Raw genomic sequence first — 18646 nt, forward strand, 5'->3', positions numbered from 1 at the left:
AAATAAATATTTAATCGAAGAAATAAAGGCTCTTAATTTACCGTTAGATAATATAGAGAAGGAAATGCCGGGTAGATTTAGTAAAATAAGCGATTTAAGAAAGTTTTTTAGTGAAATAAACAAGAATATTAAGCCAGAAGAAAATGTTTTTGATGAATTAAAGAATAGATGGAGAGAACATGAGTATGATTTAAATGAATCGTTGCTTCGTTGTATAAACGTATGTAGGAATTTAAATACAGATGAAGTATCATCATCCATAGACATAAAAGGGAAAGCGTTGGAGAGTAGAACAGTTATAAATAGTATAAGTAAAGTAGATAATTCAAGAGATGCGTATATAAGATAATTTTTGCTTAAAATATAGAAATTAAATCAAATAATTATCCTTCCATTTAGATTTTGTTGATCAAGATGGAAGGATTTTTGTTATATAAAGTATATGATAAAGTTTCCGATAATTATAAAACCTTGTATATATTTTGGAAGGAGGTAGCCCGCATGATTTTTGAAAAAATCGTATCGTTGTGGAATGGGTATAAATTAATTAGAGCTTGCAAAAAAGGAGATGGGGATTTAGCTATAAGTTTAATTAATAAAAGAGCTAATGTTAATATAAAATATTTGTTTGGACAATCTACTATACAATGGGCGTATAAGAATTATATGTGGGATGTTGTTGAGAAATTACTTGAAGCTAAAGTTAAAGTAAATAAAAAGGATTTAGACAAATTACTATTAGAAGGTTGTAATGAATTAAAATCTGATACATTAAAGTATCTAATAGAACAAGGAGCAAATATAAATACAGAAGATAAGTACGGAAAAACACCTCTAACACACGCGTGTCAGCAATCAAAGGAAGAGGTTGTGAAGAAGTTGATTGAAAATGGCGCGGATATTGGTAAAAAAGATAAAGATGAAAATACACCATTATTTTATGCATTTCAGAGTGGAAATAATAAAATTATTTGGGAATTAATTAATAGTCAAAAGAATGTTGATTATAAAGATGCAAGTGGAAATACTCCATTGATTTATGCATGCGATATAGGAAATGAAGATGTTGTTAAAGAGTTAATTAATAAAAAAGCTGATATTGAACAGAAAGATGAGTTTGGCAGGACATTGTTATTGAGGATGTGTAATTTACAACATTGGTTTATGGCAGATGTACTAATTGAACAAGGGGCTAATGTCCAAGTAAAAGATGATAATGGAGATACTCCATTATCATGGGCATGCCGGTCAAATAAATATGATATAGCTAGAAGATTAATTGCTAAAGGTGCAAACCCTTATGAACAAAATAAAAATAATGAGGCTCCTATAAATTTTGTAGACCAAAAGATTTTAGAACAGTGGTATGGGGATTATGAAAAAACTCAAGTAGATGAACCACACACTGATTTTGTTGAACTTAAACAAACTAATATTGTTAAACAACATATTGAAAAAAAAGATAAAATTGATATTTCAAAAAATATTACTAGTGAAAAAAAGGAAAAAGGAGATGTAACAAAAACTTTGTAAGGTTGATAGAGTTAAATCTTTTTTTCCTAAGAGCTTAAAATTTTTTTGGTGACATCCTCCCTTAGCTACACCTCAAATTTTTTTCATAAAATTCTCGGTGTGAAGCTAAGGGCTTCCTTTTGTACTACTTATAAAAACAGTTAGGTTCTCCTTCGATAGCACTAATGTACTAGGACCCGCACAAGATAACCTTATAAGTCCTGCGGTTTTTACTTCTTATGCAAATATTAGAAAAATGGAAAAAATTTAGTTCACAAAACAGTAGAAATAGTATAAAATAGAAGGGTATATAGAAAAGATGCGTCCTTTTATTTTTAAAATGAGGTGGAGATGATAAAATGTACGTAGTTAGTTTGAGGGATGTTGTGGAAAATTTTGCTTTGGAAGAGATTGAATGTTCTGACCAGATAGAAAAAATAAGTATAAAAACATCGGAGGTAAACAGACCGGGTCTTCAACTTGTAAATTATTATGAGCATTTTGATACCGAACGTATTCAGATAATTGGCAATGTGGAGACAGCATATTTAGAGGGATTAACGTCGAGAGAGAGAACTGAGTGCCTTGATGGATTTTTTAAGTGTGGATTTCCTTGTATAGTAGTTGCGAGAGATTTGGAAGTTTTTGATGAAATGATGGAGGTATCTAAAAAGTACAAAATTCCAGTATTAAGGACAAAAGAAAAGACGTCGAGATTTTTGAGTAATTTGATAGAGTATCTAAATGATCAATTAGCGCCAACAATTACGCAGCACGGGGTTTTTGTAGAAGTGTATGGAGAGGGTATATTAATATTGGGAGAAAGTGGAGTAGGAAAGAGTGAAGCTGCGTTAGAACTGGTAAAGAGAGGACATAGGTTAGTTGCGGACGATATAGTAGAGATAAAAAAAATATCTGAAAAAACGCTTATGGGAACAGCACCAGATATAATAAGACATTTTATAGAGATACGTGGTATTGGTATATTAGATATAAAGAATTTGTATGGAGTAGGTTCTGTTAAGGTAACAGAAAAGATTGCATTAATAATTAATCTGGAGTACTGGGATGAAAAGAAAAATTATGACAGGTTGGGCTTGGTTGAAAATTATAGCAATATTTTAGGCGTGGATGTTCCATCGCTGTCTATACCAGTTGGGGCAGGAAGGAATCTTGCAGTGATAGTAGAGGTGGCTGCAATAAACATTAGACAGAGGAAAATGGGATATAATGCGGCAAAGGTATTAAATGATAGGGTTTTAGGCAAAAGAGAGTAGGTGCTAAAGTATGGTTAAATATGAAAGTTTTAGACATAGTATAAGAGACATAGTGGGTAGTAGTGATATAAAATTGGATGAGCCAATGAGTAAACATACTACATTTAGAGTTGGAGGTCCAGCAAAATTTTTAGTAACTCCGAGGTCAATAGAGAGTATAGTAAGTGTAATAAATTGCTGTAAAGAAAACAAAATAGAGTATTACATATTAGGTAATGGTAGTAATGTTTTAGTAAGGGATGAAGGAATAGATGGAGTAGTGATAAAGATTGCATCGAATTTTAGTTCGATCAATGTATTAAAAAACGAAATACAAGCAAGTGCAGGTGCATATTTAGGAGCAATTGCAAAAGAAGCTTTTAAAAATAGTTTGGGTGGATTTGAGTTTGCGTCAGGTATACCAGGTACTTTAGGTGGAGCAATAATTATGAATGCTGGTGCTTATGGTAAAGAAATGAAAGATGTAGTTGTGGATAGCACGGTGTTGACAGATTCAGGAGAGATTGTGACGTTAACAAACGAACAGCATGAGTTTTCATATAGAGATAGTGTGTTTCTACATAATAAATGCGTGGTGTTGGGATCTAAGATAAAATTATATAGTGATAATAAACAAGATATACAAAATTATATGAACGAATTGGCAAAAAAAAGAAGAGATAAGCAGCCTCTGGATAAGCCTAATGCAGGGAGTATATTTAAAAGACCAGAGGGATATTTTGCAGCCCAATTAATAGAACGTGCGGGACTAAAGGGTTACAGAATAGGAGGGGCAGAGGTTTCAACTAAGCATTCAGGATTCATAATAAATATAGGGAACGCTAAAGCAAAGGATATTCTAATGCTTATGGATTATGTAAAAGATACAGTAGCCCAAAAATTTGGAGTGAAGTTAGAACCAGAAATAAAAATCATGTAAACTGATAGATATGTAGGGGGAGATTCAAAATGAGGTTTGTTATTATTACGGGAATATCGGGAGCAGGAAAGAGTTTGGCAATGAAACATATGGAAGATATGGGTTTTTTTTGTGTAGATAATCTTCCGCCTGCATTAATGAGTAAGTTTATTGAAATTTGTGTGAGGGGAGAGAGTCAATTTAGTAAGATAGCACTTGTAATGGATATAAGGGGAGGAAGTATGTTAGATGATTTGTTACCATGTCTTAAAGTGCTAAAGAAAGAGGGGATACATTATGAAATATTGTTTTTAGATGCATCAGATGACACATTGATAAAGAGATACAAAGAAACTCGAAGAATACATCCTTTGTCAGCAAATGGAATGCTTATAGAGGGGATACAAGAAGAGAGACGAAGACTTTGCAGTATAAGAAATAAGGCAGATAATATAATAGATACATCAAATCTTTCATCTAAGACACTAAAGAATAAAATAAATGCAATGTTTGTCAATGAGGGAGAAGAGGATAGAATAATTACTAATATAGTGTCGTTTGGATTCAAGTATGGGGTGCCGGCAGAGTGTGATCTTGTGTTTGATGTCCGGTTTATACCAAATCCTTATTATATAGATGAATTAAAAAATTTGTCGGGGAAAGACGAAAAAGTACAAGAGTTCGTATTCAATATAAACACAACTAGGATTTTTGTGGAAAAAATAGTAGATATGTTGGAGTTTCTACTTCCCAATTACAAAAAAGAGGGTAAATTGCAAGTGATTATTGGTATTGGATGCACAGGGGGAAGGCATAGATCGGTTGCGATATCAGAAAAAATATATGATATTTTAAAATCTAAAAAAGAGCGGGTGTTAATAGATCATAGAGATATATACAAAGATAACAGATATAGAGGGTGAGATATAATGTCTTTTTCTAGTGATGTTAAGGAAGAGATACTAAGATTAAATATAAAGCGGGAAAGTGGAGGTTTTGCATGGCTTGTTGCGATAATACGCAATAGTGCCAATGTAGATATAAATAAGCATAAAATAAATATAGTTGTTCAGACAAAAAATGCGTTGATAGCGAGAAAAATATTTGAGGCTTTAAAAATATTGTATGGATATATGCCGCCTATAATAATGAAAAAAGTACAAGCAAGTACAGTTTATACAATAAGAATGAATGATGATAGTGTTGTTTTGGATCTTTTGAAAAGAGCCGGGATAGAGCGAAGTAAAGGAGCAATAAAGTATCAAAAAATATATTTATTAGATAATGTCAAAAGAGAGTATATTAGAGGCCTATTTTTGGTGAATGGGTCTATAAATTGTCCTCAAAAGAATTATCATTTAGAGATAATAAATGATAATATAATGTTGGCAATTGAGAATGAAAAGATTTTAAAAGATTTGGGGTTAGATTTTAAAATTGTTGAGAGAAAAGATCAGTATGTGTTATATGTAAAAAATGGAGAAGGTGTAGTAGATTTTTTGAATGTGGTAAAAGCACATAAAGCACTAATGGAATTTGAAAATATACGAGTGGTGAAGGAATTAAAAAACAATGTGAACAGGATGATAAATTGTGAGACTGCGAACTTAGAGAAAGTGGTCAATACATCAGTGCGACAAGTAATGTGTATAGAATATATTGAGAAGACTATTGGTATAGATAAATTACCATATCGATTAAGAGAAATTGCTAGGTTACGTCTTCAAAATAGAGAGCTTTCGCTAAAAGATTTAGGCCAAATGTTAACACCAGCTCTAGGAAAGTCTGGTGTTAACCATAGATTAAAAAAGATAGAAGAAATAGCATCGAAATTAGCTACTAAAACTAATGAAAATCTGACTTAACATTGATGCAACCAATATACGCAGGTTTATTAATAATGTCTGATGCATCATCATCAGGGTTTAAAATAATTGGGTGTTTGATCGATACATTACCATCCTCATACGTATATATTTGAGGATAATAAGTATTAGGATATCTTTGTTTCAAAAAACTATCCGTAGTAGAAGATTCAAGCAAAACTGTGTCTATGTTATCAACAGAATTTACGGGCAAGCAAATAACAGTATATGGTGGCATTAAATAAACAAAAAACGCATAGCTATCCTGCTTAGGTGTTTTTACCATAGAAGGGTTTGATGTTGACACTTTTCCCATCTGAGAGACAAGAATCTGACGTATTTTTTCTTTATTTTCGCTAGTCCAGGTTATTGAATAATCTGAATATTCAAATTCAATATCATTGCTTTTTATGCCCTTGGTAATTATATCTTTCATTTCTGAACAAACAGATGAATCACTTTTGATTTGAGCTGATCTAGTCCAAGAAAACAGCGATGATATGCAAAGCCCTGTAAACAAGAAAAACAAAAAAAGAACTATAATAAATTCAATCAGAGTAAAAGCATTTTTATGTCGCATGACGACACCTCCTATAAATTTTTGATTACATATCCATTTCTCCATAAGGTATAGTTCTATCTGTTGTTTGTTCTTTAGTGTATCCCTTCTCAAGATTTTTAGAATGAATGTAATTTTTGTAGTAATCAGAAGATACAGCATCTAAAAGATTAAGCATTAAGCTATAATACTCCTTATCTTCAGAATCATTCTTTATCCGTATCTTACACGCTTTGATTTCCTTAGCGAAATCATCAATAGATTTCGGAGAGAAACCAAATTGCTCTTTTAAAATCTTTATATTACTTATTTGCTCAAACGACAAAAAATCTATGAATTGCTGAAGTTCTGGATGCAATGATATAATGTTACCCTTAACTTTTTTAACTAATTTCTTCACAGACAAAACCAAATATGTTCTATCCTTTACTTTAAGTTTGTTTAATTTAGCATATAGTCTGCTAATTAAAGCAAGCCTTTTTTTAGAGTGATCCAACTTTTTTTGCATATCAGCTTTGTTGCTAATATTATATTTTTCAGCTAAAAATTTTTTGGAAGCATCAATAGAACTTTTCATGTTCTTGTAAGATTTATCAAGAGTAAATCTAGGATGAATAAACTTACTTGCACAATAATCATCAAGTTCCTTTTGATTACTTTCACAATTTTTAAAAATTTTATATATGGCATCAATTTTCTCTTGATTAGAATAAATCTTGCTTATAATTCTTTTTATTTGTTTGCAGGCAGATTTATTTTCTTGTAAAGCTATATGTAGATTTTCGAAAGTAAGGGGTCTATCTTTCAAAATCTCTTTTAAATGAGTTTCGAGTGCACCAGAATACGTCTCTTGAATAAGCCCTAAGTTAAGATGATCAATAGATGTATTTTTCGCTTTTCTAGATAAATATGTACTTTTTTGGTTCACAAATTCTGTAAAGGCATCGCCCAACAATTTAGAAAAATCTTTTTTTTCCCCCATAACAATTATCCCCTTTATAAAAAACTTACTTCAATCATTTAAATTTCATTTTACATACTTAAAATATTTTAGTATCATATAAGTAGTAAAAGAGGAGGTATAATAAATTGAAGCACCTAAAAAAAATTATAATCCTACTTATATTTATGATAACACTATTGACAGTGATATGTCAATCTGAAAATATAAAATCTTTAATAATAGGGTCAAGTATCAATACTTTAAAACACCAATATATAGCACGTTGCTTTTTTAGTAGTGATGAGATTAATAGAGTTATGAACGAAAATAAAGTGTGCGAAGCTCAAGAGGAAATAGAATTGATGAATTTTTCTGATTTTGATGAGAACGTAGAAGTTCACAAGATAGATAATGCACGGGTTAAGGGGTATGTGATACTGGTGTATAATCCGTTGTCAGTAAAAATTGCATATTCTAAAAAAATGGAGAATGGAGGAGAAAAAACTAGCGAAATAGCCAAAAGCAACAATGCGATTGCGGCTATAAATGGTGGAGGATTTAGTTATAGGGACAAAAATTTAAAGCCAATGGGAGTTATAATACATAATGGGGACATAGTATATAATGAGTTAAAAGATGATAATGTAAAACAAGATATAGTTGGGTTTACCAAGGAAGGAATGCTTATAGTGGGCAAACATTCAGTAAATGACCTAAAAAAAATAGACATAAGAGAAGCTGTGACGTTTGGACCTCCATTAATTGTTAACGGGAAAAAAGTTAATATAAAAGGAGATGGTGGATGGGGAATAGCTCCAAGAACTGCTATAGGACAAAGAGAAAATGGTACGGTGATACTAATGACACTAAAAGGGAGGAATTTAGATACGGTTGGTGCAACAATAAAGGATATACAGAATGAAATGCTAAAATATAGTGCAGTTAATGCATCAAATTTAGATGGGGGTAATTCTACAACAATGTTTTATGAAGGAGAATTACTAAATAAAAAAGAGTCAAAAGAAATAAAAGTACCAACAGCTATAATTGTAGAGAAATAAGCGAAAGCTCAAAGAAAAAGATTGACAACACTTCTGTTTTGCAGTAACATATTCCGGGACCAAAAGAGAGGAGGGGCTAAATGCGTATAAGATTAGGAAATATTAAGACTTTTATAAAAAAAGAGTTAATCAAGATAGGACTTGATATGGGTGTGTATACTAGCCATATGTTATTGTATTGCATTGAAAATGATATGAAAGAGGAGGCGATAGAGCTTATAAGGAATAAGATTGGTATAAATAGGCCAAATGTAGTAGGAGAAACGCCGTTACATCTTGCAGTACTAAATGGTATGTACGGTATTACAAGAAAATTAATCAATAGTGGAGCTTATATAAATGCTGTTGATAACAATAGAAGAACATCATTACATTATGCAATAAATTTGGGCGATGTGAAATTTGTTAAATTATTAATAGCAAATGGTGCTCAATTAAATGCGAGAGATAAGTTTTTTAGGACGCCAATGCATTATGCTGCTATTAGAGATGATAGGGAGATAATAAAGTTGTTGATAGATAATAATTCGTCTATCAATGTAAGAGATTTAAATGGAGAAACGCCTTTATATTTGGCAATAAAACGTGAGAAATATGAAGCGATAGATGTGTTGTTTGAAAATAAAGCAGATCTAAATATTTCCAACAAGTATGGCAATACTCTTTTACATATTGCTGTTACCAAAGATAACTATAAAGTTGCTCGTAAGTTGATAGATTTAAAAGTTGATATAAACCTCAAAAATGTAGTGGGAGAGACACCGTTAATTGTTGCGGTTACAATTAACAATTTCAGAATGGCAGATTTATTAATAAAAAACGGTGCTGAAATGTCAGCGATAGAAAAGTTGCAAAGAGTAGAAATTGTTGATATTTCATTACGAGGCGGCAGTAGAGATATGGTGGCTTTACTTATAAGAAATGGAGCCAATATTACAAGGCGGCTTTTAAGGTGGGCAAAGGCTAGAAAAGAGAAAGAAATATTGCGTGAAATTGATAAATGGATGGCTTTAAATAACAATGATATAGAAAAACTTTTGCGTGTGATAAATGATGAGAAGAACAATTATATATCATACAACAACAAAAAGTTGCTTAAAATAGCAATAATTAAGGGCAGAAAGGAAATGGCTAATGTGTTGATGCATAATTTGACTAATGATAAAATACGAACTTTGAAATGTTTGTTAGAGGATAAAGAACTAGACGATGCTTTTGATAAAATAAAAGAGAAATTTTATAATATAAAAGTTGAGAGAAATGAGTACGCTAAAAAAATTATTTTGGATTGTATATTTGAGTCAAAATTAATAAAAACAAAGGCTCCAATTATGGAAAAAAAATAAGCAACACAAAAAATACAACGGTATACACGAAAAAAAACTTGACTTTATGTGCCATGGTGTGTATACTGATAAATGTTATAGGGGAGTGGCTCAATTGGTAGAGTAGCGGTCTCCAAAACCGTCGGTTGCAGGTTCGAGTCCTGTCTCCCCTGCCAAGTAGGATATCGTTTTGGGTATCCTTTTTTTGTATCAATGAAAGTGAGGGCTGTAATGAGAGTTATTGAAATTATAAAAGATGAAAAAAAGAAAATGGTGCATATTTGTTTGGATGACAACTCAAAGCTTTCGATGTACGAAGATGATTATTATGGTTTAGGGATATACGATAAAGATGAGCTAACGAGTGAAGAGATTATTGAATTAACACGCAAAACTCAAGAAAGATTATCTAGGACATTGGCGCTTCGGATGATTCTTTTAAAAAGAAGGACAAGAAAAGAAGTAGAAGATAAGCTAAAAAATGAAGGTATATTTAGTGAGTGTATAGATGTGGTATTAAATGAGTTGGAAATTGAAGGTTACATAAATGATGATATGTATGCAAAAAAACTAGTCAAAAGAATGAGATCAAACAATAAATCTAGAAAGCAAATAGAACAGGAATTCATTGTAAAAGGACTTGATGCATCAAAACTTGATGTAATTGATGATAATAATTTAGATGAAGTTATTGCAAAGAATCTTTTTAATAAGAAATTTTCCGGTAAAGATTTAAGTGACGAAAAAGTCAAGGCACGAGCGTACAATTTTTTGAAAAGTAAAGGTTTTAGTTTTGATGTTATACGACAGTACATAAAATTTTGACAAAAACATTTTTGGATAATAGGACTTATTACTGGACACAATAAAAATATAACATAATGTCTAGGAGGAAGTGGTGGCTTTGGATAGATATGAAAACAAAGTAACATTTAGTAGAGAAGAGTTAGAGCAAGAGATAGAGAATACAATGGAAAACAAAAAGAATGATATAATAAAGGAATATGGTCAAACAAATGTAAAAAATAAACGCGGGAATATACATTGTTTAACAGTGATAGGACAGATAGAGGGCCATTTGGTTTTACCACCTCAAAATAAAACGACAAAATATGAGCATGTTATACCACAGCTTGTGGCTATAGAGGAAAGTGAAGAAATAGATGGATTACTACTTATATTGAACACAGTTGGGGGAGATGTAGAAGCTGGGCTTGCTATTGCAGAGATGTTAGCTAGTATGTCCAAGCCGACAGTGTCATTGGTATTAGGAGGTGGCCATAGCATAGGTGTGCCTATGGCAGTGGCGACAGATTATTCATTGATAGCTCCATCTGCAACAATGACTATACATCCAATAAGACTAAATGGAATGGTAATAGGTGTTCCACAGACATATGAGTATTTTGATAAGATGCAAGAGAGAGTAGTTCAATTTGTGTGCAAAAAGTCAAAAGTTACGCCAGATAAGTTTAAAGAGCTTATGTTAAAGACAGGAGAGCTGGCTAATGATGTGGGTACAGTACTGTTTGGAGAAGAGGCTACAAAAATAGGTTTGATTGATAGTATCGGAGGTTTAGCAGAGGCGTTAGATAAATTATATGAGCTAGTAGAAAAAAGAAGAGAGGTGTATGGTAGATGATATTGCATACTATTATGCCCATGGGCCTTATTTTAAACAATAATATATTGGACGATGTAAAATATAAAGAAGTAGATTATAAGGGAGAGAAGGTTGAAGTGACACAGTACAATAATAAAGTTGTGATAAGTAGACTTTATTCAACAGATCCTAAAAAATATTTAGATCCAGAGTTTGAGTTAGGAAAAGTTATAAAAAATAGTGAGTTGAACTAGATTTTAAATTGTTGTATAATAAAGGGAGTTTGATGTTTGGGGGGAGATTGATTGAATAAAAAGTATAAGAAAAAAAATAAAAAAGAGAATTATTTTAGGAAGCACAAAGATGATATTCTTGGAGTTATGTTAATAGCTATGGGAATAATTTTGTTTGTGGGATTTTTGAATATAAAGATTGGTGTCCTAAGCTTTATGGATAGGATATTTGTGGGTTTTTTTGGTGCAATGGCGGTATTTATACCGTTGTTTCTTGTGTTATGTGGAGTATATTATATATCAAATAGAGGACGAGCTGTGCAAAAATCTAAGCTTGTGCAAGGTATGCTTCTCATTATACTTATGTCTTCCATAATAAGCATAGGAGATTTTAACAGGAAAGATTATATAAATATGGGATTGGGAAGATTTTTCGTTACATTAATAAAGAATGAGTTTGGAAAAGGCGCAAAATTAGCAGGTGGAGGTTTTATAGGGAACATGGTTAGTTATCCACTTATACTAACGTTTGGCGAGATAGGGACAATAATAATATTTATTGCATTGTCGGTAATATGTCTGGTCATGTTAACTAATATTACTGTGTCGCGTGCATTTTCTGCGATTGTTAGTAATACTAAAAAGTTTTGTATGTTTATTATGGGATTGTTTAGGAAAAAAGATAATGTTAGAAATGTTGTAAGACTTAGGACTAATGATCTTAAGAGAGATATAGAGTTTAAAGGAAAGCTTTTGGAGGAAAATGAAAAGGAGAAAAAACCTGAAGAAAAAGATAAAAAAGACAGGAAATTTTCTTTTGGTGTATCTAAAGATGCTGATGCTAATAAGGGTAAGGGAAAAAGCAAAGACGAAGATGATTTTGCTGTAGATATTGCTACGTGTGATGATGTTTCGTATACATATCCTACTTTGAAGTTGTTATCAGAAAAGAATATTTCACATATGGGAGTGAAAGATCAAAGAGAGATAGCACTAAGAGGTGCAAAAAAATTAGAAGAAACTTTAGAGAGTTTTGGAGTAGTAGCAAAGGTAATTAATATATCAAAAGGGCCAGCGATTACAAGGTACGAGCTTCAGCCTAACACAGGAGTTAAGGTTAGTAAGATTTTAAATCTGTCGGATGATATAGCGCTAAATCTTGCAACTACAGGTATACGGATAGAAGCACCGATACCAGGTAAGGCGGCTGTTGGTATAGAGGTGCCCAATAAGGAAAGTTTGCCTGTACTAATACGAGAGGTTTTGGATTCGGAGGAGTTTAGAAAGAATAAATCTAACGTAGCATTTGCATTAGGTAAGGATGTGTCAGGCGAAAATATAATAGCGGATATTGCAAAAATGCCACATATGTTGATTGCGGGAGCTACGGGGTCGGGTAAGAGTGTGTGTATAAATTCCATAATAATTAGTTTATTGTATAAATCATCACCTGAGGATGTACGTATTCTTATGATAGATCCTAAAGTGGTTGAGCTTGGTATATATAATGGTATACCTCATTTGTTAATACCAGTTGTAACTGATGCCAAAAAAGCTTCAGGAGCATTAACTTGGGCTGTAAACGAGATGGTAAATCGATATAAGATGTTTGCACAAAAAGGTGTGCGTGATATAAAGGGATATAATGCTAATTTGGATCCAGAGAAGGAAGAAAAGAAGTTGCCACAGATAGTTATAATAATAGATGAGTTAGCAGATCTTATGATGGTAGCGCCACATGAGGTGGAAGATGCGATATGTAGATTGGCACAAATGGCTAGAGCTGCGGGAATGCATTTGGTCATTGCAACGCAACGTCCGTCGGTTGACGTAATTACAGGGGTGATAAAAGCTAATATTCCGTCTAGAATAGCTTTTTCAGTTTCCTCACAGGTGGATTCTAGAACTATAATAGATATGTCGGGAGCAGAAAAACTTTTAGGTAAGGGAGATATGTTGTATTTCCCTGTAGGAGAACCAAAGCCAATAAGGGTTAAGGGTGTTTTTGTATCAGATAAAGAAGTTGAAAGAGTTGTTGAGTTTATAAAGAACACATGTGTATCTGAGTACGATGATGGAATTATAGATGCAATAAATAATTCAGATAACAATAAGCAGGATAAAGAGGATTCGGAGGATTCAGATGAATTGATAGAGCCAGCAATGGAGTTAGTTGTGGGTATGGGACAAGCGTCTACATCATTATTGCAAAGAAAGCTAAAGGTAGGATATGCAAGAGCGGCAAGAATAATAGATGAGCTTGAGGAAAAGGGTGTAATAGGTGAATATGAAGGAAGTAAGCCTAGGCAAGTAAATTGGAATAGGGAGATCTTAGCCGAGTATCAGATGGCAAAAAGTTCGAATAGGGATTAGTTAAATATTAGGAGGAGATCACAGTGGCAATTGTTATAGATGGTAAAAAAGTTTCAAAAGAAATAAAAGAAGAAGTAAAAGAAGAAGTTATGAATTTAAAAACAAAGGGAGAAGAGATTGGGCTTGCGGTTGTGTTGGTGGGAGATGATAGCGCATCTAAAGTATATGTATCTAGAAAGAAAAAGACATGTATGGAGCTTGGAATAAATTCGTATGAGTACATATTGGATGGGGCGACAACACAAAAAGAAATACTTTCGTTGATACATGAATTAAATAATGATAGTAGAATAAATGGAATATTGGTTCAATTGCCATTGCCAAAACATATAGACGAGCGTGTAGTGCTGTCTAGCATAGATTCTAGGAAGGATGTTGATTGTTTTCATCCAGAGAATGTGGGAAAATTGGTAAGAGGAGATGGAGAAATTTTTCCTTGTACACCATATGGTATAATGATATTAATGAAAAGGTACGATATAGAAGTGGAAGGGGCGAACTGTGTAATCGTGGGAAGAAGTAACATAGTAGGTAAACCCATGTCTTTACTTTTGCTGAACAAAAGTGGAACAGTTGCAGTTTGTCATTCTAAGACAAAAGATTTAAAGGATATAACTAAAAGAGCCGATATATTGGTATCAGCAGTGGGTAAACCTAATTTAATTACAGAAGATTATGTGAAGGATGGAGCTGTTGTTATTGATGTTGGAATCAATAGAATGGCTGATGGAAAACTTTGCGGAGATGTAGATTATGAAAGCGTAAGTAGAAAGGTCGGCTACATAACACCTGTACCAGGGGGAGTAGGACCAATGACGATAGCAATGCTTATGAAAAATGTAGTTAAGTTAAAGAAACTTTCGATACAGAATAAAGAAAATGCCTAGGAGCATATAAGTATTAGGTGTTAAGTTTTAATCAAGAGGGGTGATGTAATGAAACAGATTTTGAAGGATATAAGAAGTTTAAAAAAGTTGTTTAGTAATAGGAATTTTTATTTTGTATTTACAGTATACCCTTTAGGAGCATTTTTATATATGTATGCGGTGGGTAAGATTAAGGAAAAACCGTTAATTACGGGAGAAACACAAGAGATGTATTCCGTAGCCACAATAATAGCCGCAATGTTTCTTGTGGTGTATACGGTATTTGAAATAATAGACAAAAAGTTGCAATATAAAAATCAGGGAGATAAGTTAAAGTTAAAACAAGATGAAAAAGATTGGCAAAAAAAAGTCAAATAAAGTAATTAAGGTGGTGGTGACGTGTATTTTTATGTAGCAAAGTTTTTTAAATTTTTAGCGGGACGATTTGTCTTTGTACCATACTTTAGTTATCTTTTGTGGGATTTGTGTATGAGGTTACAACCAAGCATAGATAAACTTAAGGCAGGGATTTTTCCGACCGAAGAAGAGCCTTTTTATATGATAGGGGATATAGTATTAAATTTTATGATGTCTTTTGGTTTATTTGATCGTACACCAGAAGGTTATAGAAATTGGTATATTACTTTTAGTGTACTAATTTTTTTGGCAATACTTATAGGAGTAGATGTTTTGTATAGGAATTTTATTGCACCGGTGACAATAAAAGAAGAAAAGCCTAAGGAAGTATCAGATGACGAAGTAAAAGTGCCACCATACCCATTTGATGAAGATAAGTTACAGTTAATTGTCGGATTAAAGCATGATAAATTGACACTTAAGAAGGTAAAGAATCCGGAGTGGGTTACTATAGGAGAAAAAGGACTATATCAGAATATACTAGTAACTGGTACAATAGGAACAGGAAAAACTGCATCTGCAATGTATCCATTTGCAAAGCAAGTAATGTTTTACAAAAGTTATGATCCTGAGATGAAGCCTGGTATGTTGATATTAGACGTTAAGGGTAATTTTTATCAACAAGTGGAGATATTTGCAAAAGAGGCAAATAGAATGGACGATCTATTGGTTATAGAGCTGGGTGGTCCTAATAAATATAATCCATTACATAAGCCAGATCTTAAACCTTTGGTTTTGGCAAACAGAATAAAGACAGTTTTGGGATTGTTTTCTCAAAAAGGTGCATCTGACGGATATTGGCTAGATAAAGCGGAGTTGTTAATAGCTGAGTGTATAAAATTAATACGTTTATACAATGATGGTTATGTTACATTTGCGGAAGTAAATAAGCTAATAAGTAATAAAAATTACTTGATTAATAAAGTTACAGTATTAGTCGAAGATCAAGATATAATGACAAAAGAAGAGCTAGATTTGTTTGATACAGCAAGGAACTATTTTGAAGGAGAGTATTCAAATTTGGCAGAGAATACATTAACGACTATACAATCAGTTGTAACACAGATGACACAGTTCTTCTATACAGATCCAGAAATTAGAGACACATTTGCAGCACCAATAGAAGAGCTAAACTTTTTAGGCTTTAAGGACGTTATAGATAAAGGTAAGATAGTTATATTGAAAATGAATGTTGCACAATATCGAAATCTTGCAAAGACTGTAGCGGCCTATATGAAGTTAGACTTCCAGACAGAAGTAATGTCGCGCTTGGTTAGAAAGGGTGCGAATAAAAATAGGCCTGTGTTTATGATAAGTGATGAGTATCAAGAATTTGTTACAGCAACAGATGCAGAGTTCTATGCACAAAGTAGAGAGCCTAAGTGCTGTAGTATAGTAGCGACACAGAGTTACACATCAATGATAAATACACTAAAAGATAAGGATGTAGTAAGAACAGTAACACAGAACTTGATAAATAAGATATGGCTAAGGACAGATGATTCATTTACAGTAGAAGAGGCACAAAAACAACTAGGTAAGGAAGATAAAGAAAAAGTGTCCAAGTCTATAAGTGAGTCATCGGGAGATGTTACAAAGAGTAGGATATTGGGAAAACTCGTTTCAGATAAGGCAAGTATATCTGAGAGTTTAAATATAAATATAGTTTCAGAGTTTATATTTGAGGAACAAATATTTACTCAGAGACTGGATGTATTCACAGGAGTATGCTTCCTAAGTGATGGATCAAAAATAATAGAACCAACTGTGGTGCATATGCAGCCATACTTTGGCGAAATAATAAAGAATAATATATGTAGCAAGAAGATGGCTGGATTAAAAAAGAGAATGCAACATGTGTCAGATGAAGTAGAAGGTGACAGTGGAAATAACAAAGCAACAGGTAGGGTATCTTCTAATGGGGTAGGTGGTGCAAGAGAAGAAAGAAAAAAACAACCAAGAAAAAGGTACTATGCTAAAAAAGGAACAGGAGTAAGGAGATATTTTTAAATTTAGGTATTTAAATATAAAAATATAAGGGGGATGTGTAGTATGGCAAAGAAGTTAAGAAGTGTTGGTTTGAGATTAAAAGATAAAGCTTTAGATAGAAATTTTGTTAGAAAAATGAAAAATGTTGTTGTAGTGGTAGCATATGCGTTGTTTATTGTAGCACTAATGAATGAAGTGGTATTTGCAGCACAGGGAGATAATATATTTGATGGATTTCAACAAATGTTAGATGCTGTAAAAGGAAAGATTTTAGGATTCTCCACAGCTGCAGTAGTTATAGGTGTTGGAGTAGGTGCAATGATGAAAAAGTTTAGTATGGGAAAGCAAGATAAAATAGAAATGGGAAATAAATTGATGAAAGATTCTATTATAGCATTTGTAATTTTGAATGCAACACCAAGAATTCTTAACTTTGTAACTAGTTATCTTGGTAGTGGAACAAATTCGATAAATACCTGATTAATCTAAAATAATTAGAGAGTATGTGGCTTGTTTTAAACCACATACTTTTTTTATTTAATCAATTACTTAGGAGGATTTTATTATAATGAATAGACATAAATTAATTGTTGTATCAATAATGATGTGTATTTTTCCTTTTATTCTATGTAAACAATCATATGGAGTAAAATTAAAAGAGAAAGATGTAAAAGTATCTATAATTGTACCTGTGTATAATAGAGAAGAATACTTAGGTATATGTATGGATAGTCTAATAAATCAACATCTAAAGGAAATAGAGATAATATGTGTGGATGATGGATCTACAGATAATAGTGGTAAAATTTTAGATAAATATGCCCAAGAAGATGATAGAGTTATAGTGATTCATCAGGAGCATAAAGGGGTGTCAGCTGCAAGAAATAGTGGATTAGATGCTATGCCAAAAGGAGAATATATTACGTTTGTTGATTCGGATGACTATATAGAGGAAGATATATATACTTATGCGTACAATGTAGCAAAAGAGCATGATGATGATATTTTAGAGTTTGGATATAGGTGTTTTAGAGAAGGAGAGGAGTGCGCTGAGCAACAAAATATATTCACTACTTCGTGGGAAGATAAAAATATAACAGTTGATAAAAATGAAATAAATAAGGATATATTGATAGGTAATTTTTTTTTATGGAATAAATTATATAAAGCAGAGATGTTAGAAAAAGGAGGAAACGTAAGATTTGTAGAAGGTATGTTGTATGAAGATAATGCATATAATCTTATGGTGTTGCCAGCTGTAAGAAGGTATGAAAGGATAAACAAGGTATTTTATAATTACAGAAGAACACCAGAATCCATTGTTAGTAAGGGAAGAAGTAATCCGGGTTTACAAAATTGTATAAATGCTATTCCAGCAGTTTGCAATAAATGGAGAGAGGAAGGTTTGATAAAGGGAAATGAAGGTTATTTATTAGATATGATTTTGGAAAAATATTTTTGGATTCTGGATGATATAGCTAGTACGGATGCAAGTTATGCAAATAAAATTTTAGAGTATTTTGGGGATGATATATATAACGAAAATGTTTTGATTAGAAGTAGTCAATATGTAAAATGTTGTTTAAAAAATTTGGAAACATATAGGAGTAAAATGACTGCAGTATAGGTTGCGATTATAGATATGTTTTTTGAAGATAAAAAGCTATGTTAAAATAACATGGCTTTTTTTTATGTTAACATATTTTAATTTATCTTCATATAAAT

19 protein-coding genes and 1 tRNA gene are annotated in these 18646 nt (G+C 32.3%); 18 read left to right on the forward strand and 2 right to left on the reverse strand.

Features of this window, described 5'->3' with window-relative positions; all coding sequences use genetic code 11:
- From J6Y29_05070 to whiA, 6 genes are all read left to right on the forward strand, one after another.
- On the forward strand, window positions 1–349 hold a 349-nt coding region (locus tag J6Y29_05070), incomplete at its 5' end, for a hypothetical protein (protein MBP5427242.1).
- Window positions 350–501: 152 nt separating this feature from the next.
- On the forward strand, window positions 502–1533 hold the full coding sequence (locus J6Y29_05075; GenBank protein ID MBP5427243.1) for an ankyrin repeat domain-containing protein: 1032 nt from the start codon (window positions 502–504) through the stop codon (window positions 1531–1533).
- Between the two features lie 338 nt (window positions 1534–1871).
- Entirely contained in the window at window positions 1872–2789 is a 918-nt protein-coding gene (gene hprK / locus J6Y29_05080; GenBank protein MBP5427244.1) for an HPr(Ser) kinase/phosphatase, read from the forward strand.
- A 10-nt stretch (window positions 2790–2799) separates the two neighbouring features.
- On the forward strand, window positions 2800–3708 hold the full coding sequence (gene murB, locus J6Y29_05085; protein MBP5427245.1) for a UDP-N-acetylmuramate dehydrogenase: 909 nt from the start codon (window positions 2800–2802) through the stop codon (window positions 3706–3708).
- Between the two features lie 29 nt (window positions 3709–3737).
- On the forward strand, window positions 3738–4610 hold the full coding sequence (gene rapZ / locus J6Y29_05090) for an RNase adapter RapZ (GenBank protein MBP5427246.1): 873 nt from the start codon (window positions 3738–3740) through the stop codon (window positions 4608–4610).
- 6 nt (window positions 4611–4616) lie between these two features.
- The gene (gene whiA / locus J6Y29_05095; GenBank protein ID MBP5427247.1) at window positions 4617–5552 is read left to right on the forward strand and encodes a DNA-binding protein WhiA; all 936 of its coding nucleotides are present in this window, start codon (window positions 4617–4619) and stop codon (window positions 5550–5552) included.
- Here the strand turns inward: whiA and J6Y29_05100 are convergent.
- Window positions 5533–6132, reverse strand: coding sequence for a hypothetical protein (locus tag J6Y29_05100; protein MBP5427248.1), 600 nt, complete (start codon window positions 6130–6132; stop codon window positions 5533–5535). The genes whiA and J6Y29_05100 overlap by 20 nt on opposite strands.
- Before the next feature lie 25 nt (window positions 6133–6157).
- Window positions 6158–7093 (reverse strand): hypothetical protein, encoded by a 936-nt coding sequence (locus J6Y29_05105; protein ID MBP5427249.1) that lies wholly within the window; start codon window positions 7091–7093, stop codon window positions 6158–6160.
- Between the two features lie 107 nt (window positions 7094–7200).
- On the opposite strand from J6Y29_05105, the gene J6Y29_05110 reads away from it, so the two are divergent.
- The 12 genes from J6Y29_05110 (at window position 7201) to J6Y29_05165 (ending at window position 18548) form a co-directional block, all read left to right on the forward strand.
- A complete protein-coding gene (locus J6Y29_05110; GenBank protein ID MBP5427250.1) occupies window positions 7201–8115 on the forward strand; it encodes a phosphodiester glycosidase family protein in 915 nt (304 codons plus the stop codon).
- 80 nt (window positions 8116–8195) lie between these two features.
- Window positions 8196–9461 (forward strand): ankyrin repeat domain-containing protein, encoded by a 1266-nt coding sequence (locus J6Y29_05115; GenBank protein MBP5427251.1) that lies wholly within the window; start codon window positions 8196–8198, stop codon window positions 9459–9461.
- Window positions 9462–9540: 79 nt separating this feature from the next.
- Window positions 9541–9616, forward strand: a tRNA-Trp gene (locus J6Y29_05120).
- Window positions 9617–9671: 55 nt separating this feature from the next.
- Entirely contained in the window at window positions 9672–10265 is a 594-nt protein-coding gene (locus J6Y29_05125) for a regulatory protein RecX (protein MBP5427252.1), read from the forward strand.
- 145 nt (window positions 10266–10410) lie between these two features.
- On the forward strand, window positions 10411–11082 hold the full coding sequence (locus J6Y29_05130) for an ATP-dependent Clp protease proteolytic subunit (GenBank protein MBP5427253.1): 672 nt from the start codon (window positions 10411–10413) through the stop codon (window positions 11080–11082).
- Window positions 11079–11297 carry a YlzJ-like family protein gene (locus J6Y29_05135; GenBank protein ID MBP5427254.1) on the forward strand — a complete coding sequence of 73 codons (219 nt, stop codon included), beginning with the start codon at window positions 11079–11081 and terminating at the stop codon, window positions 11295–11297. The genes J6Y29_05130 and J6Y29_05135 overlap by 4 nt, the downstream gene beginning before the upstream one ends.
- Window positions 11298–11423: 126 nt before the next feature.
- Window positions 11424–13649: a DNA translocase FtsK gene (locus J6Y29_05140; GenBank protein ID MBP5427255.1), complete on the forward strand. Its 2226-nt coding sequence runs from the start codon at window positions 11424–11426 to the stop codon at window positions 13647–13649.
- A 23-nt stretch (window positions 13650–13672) separates the two neighbouring features.
- Window positions 13673–14536 carry a bifunctional methylenetetrahydrofolate dehydrogenase/methenyltetrahydrofolate cyclohydrolase FolD gene (folD, locus tag J6Y29_05145; GenBank protein MBP5427256.1) on the forward strand — a complete coding sequence of 288 codons (864 nt, stop codon included), beginning with the start codon at window positions 13673–13675 and terminating at the stop codon, window positions 14534–14536.
- Between the two features lie 48 nt (window positions 14537–14584).
- On the forward strand, window positions 14585–14893 hold the full coding sequence (locus J6Y29_05150) for a hypothetical protein (protein ID MBP5427257.1): 309 nt from the start codon (window positions 14585–14587) through the stop codon (window positions 14891–14893).
- Between the two features lie 111 nt (window positions 14894–15004).
- Window positions 15005–16942, forward strand: a complete 1938-nt coding sequence (locus J6Y29_05155) for a type IV secretion system DNA-binding domain-containing protein (GenBank protein MBP5427258.1) — start codon at window positions 15005–15007, stop codon at window positions 16940–16942.
- Between the two features lie 42 nt (window positions 16943–16984).
- Window positions 16985–17401 (forward strand): hypothetical protein, encoded by a 417-nt coding sequence (locus J6Y29_05160; GenBank protein MBP5427259.1) that lies wholly within the window; start codon window positions 16985–16987, stop codon window positions 17399–17401.
- 88 nt (window positions 17402–17489) lie between these two features.
- Complete coding sequence (locus J6Y29_05165; GenBank protein MBP5427260.1) at window positions 17490–18548, forward strand: glycosyltransferase; 1059 nt, start codon at window positions 17490–17492, stop codon at window positions 18546–18548.
- Window positions 18549–18646: the final 98 nt, after the last annotated feature.

The organism is Clostridiales bacterium (assembly GCA_017961515.1).
GTDB lineage: Bacteria > Bacillota > Clostridia > Acetivibrionales > RGIG10202 > RGIG10202.

Excerpts from the sequence above, each read along its gene's own strand:
- J6Y29_05075 (MBP5427243.1), top strand. The coding sequence starts at position 502 with ATGATTTTTGAAAAAATCGTATCGTTGTGGAATGGGTATAAATTAATT.
- hprK (MBP5427244.1), top strand. The coding sequence starts at position 1,872 with ATGTACGTAGTTAGTTTGAGGGATGTTGTGGAAAATTTTGCTTTGGAA.
- murB (MBP5427245.1), top strand. The coding sequence starts at position 2,800 with ATGGTTAAATATGAAAGTTTTAGACATAGTATAAGAGACATAGTGGGT.
- rapZ (MBP5427246.1), top strand. The coding sequence starts at position 3,738 with ATGAGGTTTGTTATTATTACGGGAATATCGGGAGCAGGAAAGAGTTTG.
- whiA (MBP5427247.1), top strand. The coding sequence starts at position 4,617 with ATGTCTTTTTCTAGTGATGTTAAGGAAGAGATACTAAGATTAAATATA.
- J6Y29_05100 (MBP5427248.1), bottom strand. The coding sequence starts at position 6,132 with ATGCGACATAAAAATGCTTTTACTCTGATTGAATTTATTATAGTTCTT.
- J6Y29_05105 (MBP5427249.1), bottom strand. The coding sequence starts at position 7,093 with ATGGGGGAAAAAAAAGATTTTTCTAAATTGTTGGGCGATGCCTTTACA.
- J6Y29_05115 (MBP5427251.1), top strand. The coding sequence starts at position 8,196 with ATGCGTATAAGATTAGGAAATATTAAGACTTTTATAAAAAAAGAGTTA.
- J6Y29_05125 (MBP5427252.1), top strand. The coding sequence starts at position 9,672 with ATGAGAGTTATTGAAATTATAAAAGATGAAAAAAAGAAAATGGTGCAT.
- J6Y29_05130 (MBP5427253.1), top strand. The coding sequence starts at position 10,411 with ATGGAAAACAAAAAGAATGATATAATAAAGGAATATGGTCAAACAAAT.
- J6Y29_05135 (MBP5427254.1), top strand. The coding sequence starts at position 11,079 with ATGATATTGCATACTATTATGCCCATGGGCCTTATTTTAAACAATAAT.
- J6Y29_05140 (MBP5427255.1), top strand. The coding sequence starts at position 11,424 with ATGTTAATAGCTATGGGAATAATTTTGTTTGTGGGATTTTTGAATATA.
- J6Y29_05150 (MBP5427257.1), top strand. The coding sequence starts at position 14,585 with ATGAAACAGATTTTGAAGGATATAAGAAGTTTAAAAAAGTTGTTTAGT.
- J6Y29_05155 (MBP5427258.1), top strand. The coding sequence starts at position 15,005 with ATGAGGTTACAACCAAGCATAGATAAACTTAAGGCAGGGATTTTTCCG.
- J6Y29_05160 (MBP5427259.1), top strand. The coding sequence starts at position 16,985 with ATGGCAAAGAAGTTAAGAAGTGTTGGTTTGAGATTAAAAGATAAAGCT.
- J6Y29_05165 (MBP5427260.1), top strand. The coding sequence starts at position 17,490 with ATGAATAGACATAAATTAATTGTTGTATCAATAATGATGTGTATTTTT.